Here is a 12,217-nt window from a genome sequence, read left to right as displayed (position 1 = left end):
CTCAGCAATCTCACCTTTGCAGGCGTTATTGATGTGGCAGGGCCAGTCGGCCCGTCGTCCCGTGCTTCCGCCTTCTGAGCTTATCCCCGAGTCCTTTCCGAAGGCCTCGAAGGGCTTGCCGCCGGGAACCGCGCCAACACTAGGAAAGGACACCCATGCCTCTTTACGAGCATGTTTTTCTCGCGCGCCAGGATGCGAGCACCCAGCAGGTCGAAGAGCTGACCACCCAGATGACGGGCATCGTCGAAGGGCTCGGCGGCAAGGTCACCAAGACCGAGAACTGGGGCGTACGCTCCCTCACCTATCGCATGAACAAGAATCGCAAAGCACATTTCGTGCTGATGAACATCGATGCGCCGTCTGCCGCGGTCACCGAGATCGAGCGGCAGGAGCGGATCTCTGAAGACGTCATCCGCTATCTCACCGTCCGCGTCGAAGAGCACGAGGAAGGTCCCTCGGCGATGATGCGCAAGGCCGATCGTGACCGCGAGCGCGACGATCGCGGCGGCGGTTTCCGCGGCGACCGCGAAGGCGGCTTCCGTGGCGATCGTGAAGGCGGTGGCTTCCGCGGCGACCGTGGCCCGCGCCGTCCGCGTGAAGACGAAGCTGCAGCGGTAGAGGAGTAAGAATTATGGCTGAAGCTGGTGCACGCCGTCCGTTTTTCCGTCGCCGCAAGACCTGCCCGTTCACGGGTCCAAATGCGCCGAAGATCGACTACAAGGATTCCAAGCTGTTGATGCGTTACGTCTCCGAGCGCGGCAAGATCGTGCCGAGCCGCATCACCGCCGTCTCCGCCAAGAAGCAGCGTGAGCTCGCCCGCGCCATCAAGCGCTCGCGTTTCCTCGGCCTGCTGCCCTACGTCATACGCTAATATCTTCGACCGGCGGCGTCCGCGCCGCCGGTCGCGGCTCTGCATTTCCAGGCGGTCCGACCGCCGATGGTTGGTCGAAGCGACCTCCGACCGCTCGTCAAACTCGTAAATTTTCCTCGTCTTGCAGTGCATCCTACGCCGGCTGTGGCGTCGGGTCTGAATGCCCGCGCTCCGCCAGCCGCGGTGCGGTAGCCGGAAGCACACCTCGTTGACAATCGCTGCGGCGGGCACGTACGCTGCCGACAGCAGAGCGGATGCCAAATTCCCGCGTGCTACGGGTGTCGAAGTTGCCGCCGATCACGTGCGAACACGAGCCCCAATAAGCGGCGCCAACGAGCGCAATCGCCAAAGGGAGTGCAAACGATGTCCGTCCACATCCGTGGTCTGCGGCCAGTCGTACGCTTGGCCGCTATTTTCACACTGACCGTGGCTGCAGCAGGCGCTGCACAAGCTCAACAGAAAACCGATGTCATCTTCAGCGCCGGCCCGACGGGCGGCAGTTGGACACCAATGGCGGCAGCAGCGTCGCAGGTAGTGAACAAGCGATATCCCGAGCTGAACGTGCAGGTCGAGCCGGGTGCCGCCCTCGTCAACATGGAGAAAATTCGCAACGACAAGGCCGATATCGGCTGGTCGATGACGACCGTCATGGCCGATGCGCAAAAGGGCGAAGGTCAGTTCGCCGGCAAGGCGACCGACAAGGGCCTGTTCGTGGCCAATTTCTATCCCAACGTCTGGCAGTTGGTGGTGCCCGCGAACAGCGACATCAAAAGCGTCAAGGATCTGAAGGGCCAGCCAGTGGCGCTGCCGGCACGTGGCAACACCAGCCTGGCGGCCGGCTGGGAGTACCTGCTCAAGGTGAACGGCATGACGCTGAACGACTTGGGCGCGAAGAGTTACGGCCCGGTGTCGTCCAATGCGGAGGCCGTGAAGAACCGGCAGGCGATGGCGGCCGGATGGTTCACCGTGGTGCCGGCATCCTTCGTCCTGGACCTTGGCTCGGCGATGCCGCTGCGCGTGCTTCCGGTCAGCGACGAGGAGTTCGCCGCACTCCGCAAGCTCAATTCGGGCTTTGTGCGCTACACCATCAAGGCCGGCACCTACAAGGACCAGGGCGTGACCGACGCTGTTCAAACCTTCCAGTCGCCGACCGTGCTGATTGCATCGTCCAACACGTCTCCCGAGGTGATCTACAAGATCACCAAGGCCATTGTCGAAGGGCGGGACGAGTTCGGTAACGTCACCAGCGAAATGAAGGGCGTGAAGGCGTCCGACATGGCTGAGAGCCTGGGCATGCCGTATCACCCCGGCGCGGAGAAATACTACCGCGAAGCTGGATTGCTCAAGCAGTAGAGGCGTGCCGTGCGCAAACTCTCCGGCTACGCGGGCCTGGTCGTCGGAGTGGTTGCGGTCGCAATGTCCGTGTACCACGTTTACGCGCGACTGACGGTATACGCTCCCGATCAGCAGGCCCTGCTCTACATAACGCTGGCCTTCAGCCTGGTGCTGTCGTTCCTGCTGTGGCCTCGCAGCAAGAACGCAACACTGGGTCGCGTGCCGTGGGAGGATCTCGCTTTGGCAGGTCTTTCGCTCGCGTGCATTGGCTACATGTTCGCGAACTACGACTACATCGTGAACCGTTTTCCCACCGCCGAGTCCCTCACCCGAATGGACATGGCGGTTGGAATTACCGCCACCCTGCTGGTTCTGGAGGCGACGCGACGCACAATCGGCGCCTCGCTGCCGATCGTGGCAATCGTCTTCCTGCTCTACGGGTTCACGGGCCCCTGGCTGTATGGCTGGCTTTACCATAGAGGTCTCAGCCTCGAGCTCACCATCGATCAGACCTATTTCACCACGGAGGGCATTTTCGGGGTGCCGATGACGGTGGCCGCGACCTACGTCATTCTTTTCATCATCTTCGGCACGTTCCTCGAGAAATCCGGGGCAGGTCAGTTCTTCATGAACTTCGCAAACGCGATCGCCGGCGGCGCCCGCGGCGGTCCCGGCAAGGTTTCGGTCGTCTCCTCCAGCCTGTTCGGCACGATCTCCGGCTCCGCGGTCGCCAACGTCATGGTCGACGGCTGGCTGACCATTCCGATGATGAAGAAGAGCGGCTTCAAGCCGGAGGCGGCAGCCGCCATCGAGGCGGTCGCCTCCACGGGCGGGCAGATCATGCCGCCGATCATGGGCGCGGCGGCGTTCGTGATGGCCGAGTTTCAGGGCGTCAGCTACACGCAGGTGATGATCGCGGCGGCGATACCTGCGCTCTTCTACTATGGGGCGCTGTTTGCTGCGATCCATTTTAACGCCGTGCGCTCGGGGCTCAAGGGCTTGCCGCGCGAAGAATTACCCGTCCTGGGCCACATCATGCTGCGCCAAGGGCACCTGTTCCTGCCGGTCATCGTGCTTCTGGCGCTGCTTCTATTCGGCTTCACGCCGACCTATGGCGCGATCATCGCCACTTTCGCACTGGTCGCTATCTCGTGGCTTCGTCCTTCCACGGCGTTGGGTTGGCGCGCGTGCCTTGAGGGCTTGCGCGACGGGGCGGTGCAAACCGTGCCGGTGGCGATGGCCTGTGCGTCCGCCGGTATCGTGATCGGAATCGTGCTGCAAACCGGGCTGGCGCTGCGGTTCACGGCTTTTCTCATCGACTTCACATACGGCTCTCTGCTGCCTGCACTGCTCATCACGATGGTCGCCGGCGTCATTCTCGGCATGGGCATGCCGACCACTCCCGCCTACATCATGCAGGCGGCGCTGCTCGTGCCCGCGATCATGAAGCTCGGTGTGGAGCCCATGGCGGCGCACATGTTCGCGTTCTACTTCTCCTGCCTGTCGGCCGTGACGCCGCCCGTGGCGCTGGCCGTGTATGCTGCGGCGTCGATCGGCGGGGCCGGCTTGTGGGCCTCGGGCGTGCAGGCGATGAAGTTCGCTGCCGCCGGCTTCATCGTGCCGTTTTTCTTCATCTACAACCCGGCACTCCTGTTCGAGGGACCGTGGCCCGAAATCCTTCGTGCGGTGCTGACCGGCACGATTGGCGTGATTGCGCTCGCAGCCAGTCTCGAGGGCTACTTCCTGCGCGTCGCCAACTGGTTCGAGCGGGGGCTTTTCTTTGTGGCCGCAATGCTGCTGATCGACCCCAATGCCATCACCGATGTCATCGGCTTGGGCCTGCTCGCCATCGGTTTGTTGGTGCAGAAGGTACGGACGACACGACCAACGATAGCGCCGGAAACCAGCACGTGACCCGCACACAGTTCGCCGCACTGACGCTTATCGCAGCCGCCCTCCTCGTCGGCACCGTGGCTTTCGGTGTTTTGCGTATCTACGCCTAAGCCAGGCGGGGCGTCACATCGCGCCCTGGCATGGAACGCCGGGAACTTGTGCTGGCAGGTTCGGCCAACACCCTTGATCGGGTAAGGCTCCTGATCTAAAAGGCCGCCAATCACGGCCCCCGGCGGGGCCCGTAAACGTTTGCGGGCCCAACTGCGCTCGGTACCGAGGTACCGATAAGCCCTCGGACCTCTAACTAGTTGGTAAAGGCGGCGTTTTTGCTGACCTCTATCTAACCGCTCGAAAGGGGCGGGACAGCTTATGATCGCGATTATCCTCATTGGTCTTGCGGCCGGCTGCGCGTCGGCGCTGATGTTCGTCTCGGTCGTCTCGGGCGCGCCGGTCTCGTTGCTGCTCTCTTTGCTGGCGCCGCTACCGCTGATGGTGACGGCGCTCAGCTGGGGACCACTCAGCGCAACCATCGGCGGCATCGCGGCGGCTTCCGCCTTCGGTGCAATTTTCGGTCTGCGCTTCTGCCTCGCCTTTGCGGTTGCCGTGGCGCTGCCGGCCTGGTGGCTTGGCCATCTCGCGTTGCTGGGACGGCCAACGGCTGCGGTCGAAACCGACAACAGCACGAGTCCTAAGGCAGAGAATCTCGAGTGGTATCCGACCGGGCGGATCCTGCTTTGGATCGCCGGCTTTGCCATCCTGTCCTCCTTCGCGTCGTGGCTGGTCTTCGGCAAGGATGCCGATGCCATCGCTGCGGCCCTGCGAAGCGGGCTGACGAAAGTTCTTTCTGACCGTGAAGGGTTATCGTCTGGCGACATCGAGCGGTTGGCTGACGCGCTTGTAACGATATTTCGCGGCTTGTCGGCAATGCTCGTCGTGACGACGCTTACGCTCAACCTCTGGCTTGCCGCGAAGATTTCAGCGATGTCGGGCCGGCTGCGCCGCCCCTGGCCAGACTTGAAGAGCACAGCGTTGCCGCCGATGACGCTCGTAGCACTCTGCGCGACACTGGCATTTTGCTTTGCCGGTGGAGCGTTTTCGATAGCGGCGCAGATCATGACAGCCGCGCTCTTCATGGCTTACGCGCTCGTCGGCCTTGCCGCCGTTCACACGCTCACGCTGGCGTTGAAGAGCCGCGCGTTTGTGCTGAGTTGCACCTACGGGATGCTGGTGCTGTTGCCATGGACGGTCGCTCTGATGATCGCCTTGGGTCTTACGGACGCAATTTTCGGATTGCGCCAACGTTATCTGGGCGGAAAGCCTCCGCCTTTGCCCACAGCCTGAAATCCAACCATTCACCTAAACCCGAGATCGAACACGAATAAGGAGAACGAAAATGGAAGTCATCTTGCTGGAACGCGTCGCCAAGCTTGGTCAGATGGGCGAAGTCGTCCGCGTCAGGGACGGGTATGCCCGCAACTTTCTGCTCAAGCGCGGCAAGGCACTGCGCGCCACCGCCGACAACCGCGCCAAGTTCGACGGCATGAAGGCCGAGCTCGAGGCCAACAACCTCAAGGCCAAGGGCGAAGCAACGAAGGTCGCGGAGAAGATCAACGGCCGCAACGTGATCGTGCTGCGCCAGGCGTCGGAATCCGGACAGTTGTTCGGATCGGTGAGCGTGCGCGATATCATTGCCTCGTTCGAAGCCGATGGCGTCACCATCAGCCGCAGCCAGGTCATGCTGGACGCGCCGATCAAGACCATCGGCAAGCACGAGATCAACATCGCCGTGCACCCGGAAGTCGAAGTCAGCGTCAGCGTCACGGTCGCGCGCAGCGCCGATGAAGCCGAGCGCATCAACCGCGGCGAAGACATCTCGACCCGCCAGGAAGACCAGGATGCCGCCGCCGAGGCAATCGCCGCCGCCGGCGAGTTCTTCGATCCGGACGCCCAGCATGAGGAAGCCGCGCCGGCGCCGGCCGCGACCGAGAAGTAACGCGCTTCGCTCCAAACGTTTTGACGACCTTCAAGCCCGGCCCCGATCAGGCCGGGCTTGGGATTCTGGCGGCCGTCTTCTCGTCGAGCATTGCGATCGAGGCCAGCGCCGTTGCGGTATGCTTCTCGACCCCATCGGTTACGCAAAACACGTCGGCCGCAACCACGGCGACCTGACGTCCGGGCTTGATCACGCGCGCCCGACAAATCAACCGATCGCCGATCGCCGGCGACAGCAGATTCAGTTTGTATTCCGCCGTCAGCGCCGGTTGCCCGCGCGATGTCGCGGCCGCGATCGTGGTGGCGTTGTCGACCAGGAAGGCCGTAACGCCGCCATGGAACAGGCCGTGCTGCTGCAACAACTCGGGTCGGCGGTCGACCGCAAGCGTGCAGGTGCCGCGCGTCAGCTCGGACAATTCGGCCCCGACATGGGTCATGAAGCCCTGGAGGCCGACGTTGTCGCGAATGCGTGTGGCGATCGGAGCGAAGTCTGGGTCGGCATTCGCATTCATGCAGTTTCTCCGGTTTTCTGGATCGCATCGGGCGCGACCACCGCGCGGATAGCGCAGGCGATCAGGATTTCGGCCTGCTCTCGCGGATCGGTGCGGTCGCGGCCCGACAACCATGCGCGGCAAAAAATCTGCGCCGGTCCGATGATCTGGCTGAAGAAAACCGATGAAGTCATCGGCAGCAATTCGCCGCGCTCAACCAGCGGCGCGCGCCATCGTTCAACGGCTTCCGCAAGCCGCGAATTCTGCGTGCGCTGCGCGCCGCGGACCTTCTCGGTCCATTCGCTGCGGGAAATCTCGAAGAGATAGCGCGCCTCACGCCGGGAATTGACGACCCAGTCCAGATGTGCGCGGATCAGCCGCGCCACGCCTTCCCGCGCGCCGCAGGATTCATCGACCGCCGCTACGATGGCAGCGTGATAACGGGCGAGGATTTCCAGGAACAGCGTGCCGGCGAGCTCCTTCTTCGATCCGAAGAAATGGAAGAAGCTGCCGTTGGACGCTCGCGCGCGAGTTCTGATGGCGGCCACCGTGGCGCCCTCGAAACCGTCGCGGTCGAACACCGCCAACCCCGCCGCCAGCAGATCGTCCCGTGCCGTAGCCACCTGCGCAGCCTTTCGCCCGTTAGACCGCTACTCTAGAGTGACACTCTAGAAATGGTCAAGCGGGTCACCGGCAGGGCATTTGGAAATCTGTATCCTATCGCGAGATGGGAGGCGTGGGGGGACCTACGTGCCCGGCCGGCGGCGTTACGGGCGCCGCAGTAGCTGTCACTGGCGGTGACGTCGCAGGTCCTGCCGCCTGGGGGCTCGCGGCCGGCTCAGGGGTAGTCGCGGCGGGAGCCGGCGGCGCAGGCGTCACCGGGTCGGGCCGGGGCGCGGTCGGCTCGCTGTCGGCGCTCTCCTTGGGAGGACTGACCTTGGAGGTCTCGGATCCGCCCTCGCTGGCCGGCTTTTCCGGCTCGCCGACCGGCTTCGCGGCCTCCGTGGTGGCTGGCTTGTCGGCCTCACCCTTGGCGGAGTCGGTCCTGTCGGTATCAGGCTTGGCAGGATAGGGCCCGCCAGAATCGGTCTTGGCAGAATCAGGCTTGGCAGAATCAGGCTTGGCAGAATCAGGCTGCTCGGCTGTTCCGGGCTTCGCAGTTTCGGATTTGGCGGCATCCCGAGACGCATCTTCCTTTGCGGCGTCGCCGCGGGCGGCTTGGTCGGGTTTCGGCGGTTCTTCGGCAGCGGGCTTGCCACGCCTGCCCTGCTTCTGCCTGACGCCCGATTTGCTGTCGGTGGCGGTCTGCCCATCATCTGCGGGCTTAGCAGCCTCGGGCGCCGTTTGCGGCCGTGCAAGCCGCTTCGCGTCGCGGCCCGGGCGCGCGCCTTCGCCCTGCGGCGGCGCTCCGTCGGCACCCGGCCGGGCGGCCTCCTGGGCCGGTGCGGCGGACGGCTGCCGGCGACCAAGGCGGTCGGGCGGATCCGACCTTCCATCCTGCTTGGCGTCCTTCTGCTTGGACTGATCCTTAGCTTGATACCGGGGATCTGCGGCCCCGTTGGATATCAAGTAGGAAGAAAGCACCGAGGCCATGTTGGAGCCGGTGGTATAGTGCTGGCGCAGAAAGCCCGGCAACGATGAAGCCGACGTGTTCTTCAACAGGCCACGCGGGCTCCTGTGGCAGGCGCTGCAGGTGCCCGAAAATATCTGGGAAGGGCTCTTGCCGGCGTCAAGATTTTCTACGGCCCATACCACGTCTGCTGTGAGGCAGCCGAACAGGAGCGTCACCGTCGCTAAACTGAGCGCTCGGCTCAACATTCCTTGCTTCTCCGACGTGGAATCGCTGCCTGCGTCGCACAACGCGGGCCAACGGCGGGTCACCTTTTAGCCGATTATGACGCGAATGGAAGCGCGCTTATTGCGGATGTGCGTGACTGTGCGTGACTGTGGCATTTGAGAATATCCGCTCTGACACCAGCGCAGTAGTGCTGCGGCATCATCATACTTATGATGTTCCTGGTGTACATGGAACCGTCCGTTCCATGGTGCATTGGTGTAACGGGCTGGTCGTTCCATTGGTGCTTCGATGGATCGTTTGTTGCGTTATTTCCTGGGTCAATTCATTCGCCGCGGCACGATGAATTTCACATCCGCGAGTGGCGCGAGATTTACCTGCGGGGATGGAACCGGCCGTCCGGTGTCAGCGCGGTTCCTGAGTAAGCGGACGCAACTCCGGATTCTCCTCAATCCCGAACTGGCGCTTGGCGAAGCCTATATGGACGGCTCGTTCGTGGTCGAGGACGGCTCGATCGCCGACACGCTGGAAATCCTGCTTGGCCAGCCCGAAATGCTGCCACGCTGGGCCAAGCTGCAATGGTGGCTGCGCTACTTCAGCAGGCACGCGAGACAGTTCAATTGGCGGGGCCGGGCGAAAAACAATGTCGCCCACCACTATGATCTGGACGGTCGGCTCTATTCCCTCTTCCTCGACGCCGACCGGCAATATAGCTGCGCGTATTTCGAAGCGCCGGATATGACGCTCGACGACGCCCAACTCGCCAAAAAGCGTCACCTTGCTGCCAAGCTTCTCGTTAGGGCTGGCGACCGCGTGCTCGACATCGGCTCGGGCTGGGGTGGCCTTGGCCTCTACCTGGCCGAAATGACGGGCGCCCACGTCACCGGAATCACGCTGTCGTCGGAACAATTGCAGGCCTCGAATGCCCGCGCTACCGAGAAGAACCTGACGGGGTCGGCAAGATTCCTGCTGAACGACTACCGCGATGTTGCCGGCCCGTTCGACCGGATCGTGTCCGTCGGGATGTTCGAGCATGTCGGCATCGACTTCTATGAAACCTACTTCCGGCGCTGCGCCGAACTTCTCAGCGACGACGGCATCATGGTGCTGCACTCGATCGGCCGCTCCACGGGACCCGATGTGACGAGCCCATGGATCACGAAATACATCTTCCCGGGCGGCTATATCCCCGCCCTGTCAGAGGTCATCCCCGCGATCGAGAAAGCCGGCCTTCTGGTCTGCGACATCGAAATCCTGCGGCTGCACTATGCGGAAACCCTGAAGGCCTGGCGGGAGCGCTTCATGGCGCGGCGCGAAGAGGCGGTGCGTCTCTATGACGAGCGTTTCGCCCGGATGTGGGAATTTTATCTGGCGGCGTCGGAAATGTCGTTCCGGAAACAGAACCTGATGAATTTCCAGATCCAGCTCACTAGGCGGCAAGGAATTGTGCCGATGACGCGCGACTACATCGCCCGGGAAGAAGCAAGGCTGCGCGGGATGGAAATCGGAAAGCAGCCGCGACTGCAGTTGGCCGGCGAATAGGCCGCAAAGGCGGTGGAGTCAGTTTCTCAGGCTGTAGGCCGAGGCGTAAGGCGTGCAGGCCGGGCGGGCGAGCTGGGCTCGCAACGCGGCAAGCACCTGAGCATCACAGGGTTCGTCACGCCGCTCCGGGCGCGAAATCTCTTCCATGGCGTCGATCAGCATAGACAGCCACAAACGCTGGGCGCTTGCCGATCGCCATCCCTGGAGTTGCTGACCCATCGCCTGTCCCTTTTGGTCGGTGCAACTGGCAACTCGAAAATCGCCGGCCCGTTCCCGATTTGGTAACCAATCCATCCTGAGCGAAGAAAATCACATCCGATGTGATCTACTTCACAGAGCCGCTCGGCGGTCCGTCGTACATCTCCGCCCATGAGCCGGCAGACCTACCCAGCCCCGTTCGATTCCGACATCAGGATCGACTACGCCTTGATCGCAATCGGCGTAGCTGCCGCCCTGTTCGCGTTCGTCTATCTGATCCTGATTTGATCAACGCTTAAGATCAGGGCGCAAAACGCCTCCTGCCTTCGGATATGTCGGCCCAAGTCGCGGCAAGGTTCAGATTCCCCTAAGTTCTTGTCTGGCTTTTTCACAAAAGCCACTACGGTACCGTCGGACGGCGGGCTGCTTTTTGGTCCAAATCCGTCAAGGGGCCAACTCGGGATTCACACATGGCATTGTGTGAATCGGGCATAAGGCCTACTCGGACTTTCGGATCGCCTGCACGTGGCGCTTTATCGCGGCCCCACTTCCGCAAGCGATCTGACAAAAACCAAAAACCTAAAGAACATTTACAAACTATGGCTCTAACTGATTCGAACGTCCTCAAGCTCGCCCCGGACGCGGGAACTCCGGCCTACCGGAGCGCGCCGCACAATATCGAGGCGGAACAGAGTTTGCTGGGCGCCATTCTGGTCAACAATGACGCGTTCTACCGGGTTTCCGATTTTCTGGAACCGAAACACTTCTTCGAGCCGATCCACCAGACCATTTTCGAGACTGCCGGCAGCCTGATCCGGATGGGCAAGGTTGCGACGCCCGTGACGTTGAAGACCTTCCTGCCGGCCGATACCGATATCGGCGGGATGACGGTTGGTCAGTACCTCGCGCGTCTTGCGGCCGAGGCCACCACGATCATCAACGCGCAGGACTATGGCCGCACGGTCTACGACATGTCGCTGCGCCGCGACCTGATCCGGATCGGCGAGGACATGGTCAACGTTGCCTTCGATGCGCCGGTGGATTTTGCCCCGCGCGCGCAGATCGAGGATGCCGAGCGCCAGCTCTATGAGCTCGCCGAATCCGGCCGTTATGACGGCGGTTTCCAGCGCTTCTCGCAGGCGCTGACGACCGCCGTCGACATGGCGGCCAAAGCCTTCCAGCGTGACGGAAATCTGTCAGGCATCGCGACTGGCTTGCGCGACCTCGACAGCAAGATGGGCGGGCTGCAGGCGTCCGACTTGATCATCGTCGCCGGCCGCCCCGGCATGGGCAAGACGTCGCTTGCCACCAACATCGCCTACAACATCGCCAAGGCGCACCGCGCCGAGGTTCAGGCCGATGGCACGATGAAGACCGTCAATGGCGGTATCGTGGGCTTCTTCTCCTGCGAAATGTCCGGCGAACAGCTCGCCACCCGTATTCTGGCCGAACAGACCAGCATCGCCTCCAGCATGATCCGACGCGGCGGCATTACCGAGGCCGACTTCGAGAAGATCCGCGATTATTCGATCGAGCTGCAGTCGCTGCCGCTCTATGTCGACGAGACCGGCGGTCTGTCGATCTCGCAACTCACGGCCCGTGCGCGCCGGCTGAAGCGACAGAGGGGCCTCGACCTGATCGTGATCGATTACATCCAGTTGCTGCAGGGCTCGGGCAAGCGCTCGGACAATCGCGTGCAGGAAGTGACTGAAATCACCACGGGTCTCAAGGCGCTCGCCAAGGAACTCAACGTTCCGATCATCGCCTTGTCGCAGCTCTCGCGTCAGGTGGAAAACCGCGACGACAAGCGCCCGCAACTGGCCGACTTGCGTGAATCCGGTTCGATCGAGCAAGACGCCGACGTCGTGATCTTCGTGTACCGCGAGGAGTATTACCTCGCCAACAAGGAGCCGCGGATCGGCACCCCCGAATACGAAAAATGGCAGCTCGATATGTCGCTGGTGCACGGTAAGGCCGAAATCATCATCGGCAAACAGCGCCACGGCCCCACCGGAACGGTGGAAGTCCAGTTCGAGGGCCAGTTCACCCGGTTCAGCGATCTGGCGCAGGACGGCAACCTGCCGACCGGCGGCTATTAAG

The 12,217-nt window shown here is 62.5% G+C and carries 12 protein-coding genes; 8 read left to right on the top strand and 4 right to left on the bottom strand.

Going from position 1 to position 12,217, the window contains the following annotated elements:
- The first annotated feature begins 155 nt into the window (after positions 1-155).
- The 6 genes from rpsF to rplI all read left to right on the top strand — a co-directional run bounded on the left by rpsF (position 156) and on the right by rplI (position 6,092).
- The gene (gene rpsF, locus CQ13_RS29890; RefSeq protein WP_028346501.1) at positions 156-626 is read left to right on the top strand and encodes a 30S ribosomal protein S6; all 471 of its coding nucleotides are present in this window, start codon (positions 156-158) and stop codon (positions 624-626) included.
- Between the two features lie 5 nt (positions 627-631).
- Positions 632-871 carry a 30S ribosomal protein S18 gene (gene rpsR / locus CQ13_RS29885; protein WP_002711478.1) on the top strand — a complete coding sequence of 80 codons (240 nt, stop codon included), beginning with the start codon at positions 632-634 and terminating at the stop codon, positions 869-871.
- Between the two features lie 363 nt (positions 872-1,234).
- Complete coding sequence (locus CQ13_RS29880) at positions 1,235-2,224, top strand: TAXI family TRAP transporter solute-binding subunit (protein ID WP_057846407.1); 990 nt, start codon at positions 1,235-1,237, stop codon at positions 2,222-2,224.
- A gap of 9 nt (positions 2,225-2,233) precedes the next feature.
- Positions 2,234-4,120 (top strand): TRAP transporter permease, encoded by a 1,887-nt coding sequence (locus CQ13_RS29875; RefSeq protein WP_057846406.1) that lies wholly within the window; start codon positions 2,234-2,236, stop codon positions 4,118-4,120.
- Between the two features lie 348 nt (positions 4,121-4,468).
- A complete protein-coding gene (locus CQ13_RS29870; protein ID WP_057846405.1) occupies positions 4,469-5,440 on the top strand; it encodes a hypothetical protein in 972 nt (323 codons plus the stop codon).
- A gap of 52 nt (positions 5,441-5,492) precedes the next feature.
- Positions 5,493-6,092: a 50S ribosomal protein L9 gene (gene rplI / locus CQ13_RS29865; RefSeq protein ID WP_057846404.1), complete on the top strand. Its 600-nt coding sequence runs from the start codon at positions 5,493-5,495 to the stop codon at positions 6,090-6,092.
- A 46-nt stretch (positions 6,093-6,138) separates the two neighbouring features.
- Here rplI and CQ13_RS29860 read toward each other — a convergent pair whose 3' ends face one another.
- The 3 genes from CQ13_RS29860 to CQ13_RS29850 all read right to left on the bottom strand — a co-directional run bounded on the left by CQ13_RS29860 (position 6,139) and on the right by CQ13_RS29850 (position 8,400).
- Positions 6,139-6,603: a PaaI family thioesterase gene (locus CQ13_RS29860; RefSeq protein ID WP_057846403.1), complete on the bottom strand. Its 465-nt coding sequence runs from the start codon at positions 6,601-6,603 to the stop codon at positions 6,139-6,141.
- The gene (locus CQ13_RS29855) at positions 6,600-7,205 is read right to left on the bottom strand and encodes a TetR/AcrR family transcriptional regulator (protein WP_057846402.1); all 606 of its coding nucleotides are present in this window, start codon (positions 7,203-7,205) and stop codon (positions 6,600-6,602) included. The genes CQ13_RS29860 and CQ13_RS29855 overlap by 4 nt, the downstream gene beginning before the upstream one ends.
- 94 nt (positions 7,206-7,299) lie before the next feature.
- On the bottom strand, positions 7,300-8,400 hold the full coding sequence (locus tag CQ13_RS29850) for a hypothetical protein (RefSeq protein WP_057846401.1): 1,101 nt from the start codon (positions 8,398-8,400) through the stop codon (positions 7,300-7,302).
- 268 nt (positions 8,401-8,668) lie between these two features.
- Here CQ13_RS29850 and CQ13_RS29845 point away from each other — a divergent pair, with 268 nt between their 5' ends.
- Positions 8,669-9,919: a cyclopropane fatty acid synthase gene (locus CQ13_RS29845; protein WP_057846400.1), complete on the top strand. Its 1,251-nt coding sequence runs from the start codon at positions 8,669-8,671 to the stop codon at positions 9,917-9,919.
- A gap of 18 nt (positions 9,920-9,937) precedes the next feature.
- On the opposite strand, the gene CQ13_RS29840 is transcribed toward CQ13_RS29845, so the two are convergent.
- Positions 9,938-10,138, bottom strand: a complete 201-nt coding sequence (locus tag CQ13_RS29840; RefSeq protein ID WP_063800186.1) for a hypothetical protein — start codon at positions 10,136-10,138, stop codon at positions 9,938-9,940.
- 578 nt (positions 10,139-10,716) lie between these two features.
- On the opposite strand from CQ13_RS29840, the gene CQ13_RS29835 reads away from it, so the two are divergent.
- Positions 10,717-12,216 (top strand): replicative DNA helicase, encoded by a 1,500-nt coding sequence (locus CQ13_RS29835; RefSeq protein WP_057846398.1) that lies wholly within the window; start codon positions 10,717-10,719, stop codon positions 12,214-12,216.
- Position 12,217: the final 1 nt, after the last annotated feature.

It is taken from the genome of Bradyrhizobium retamae (genome assembly GCF_001440415.1).
Taxonomy (GTDB): domain Bacteria; phylum Pseudomonadota; class Alphaproteobacteria; order Rhizobiales; family Xanthobacteraceae; genus Bradyrhizobium; species Bradyrhizobium retamae.
Note: the sequence above shows the minus strand (reverse complement) of the source record. Positions and strands in the feature narration are given on the sequence as shown.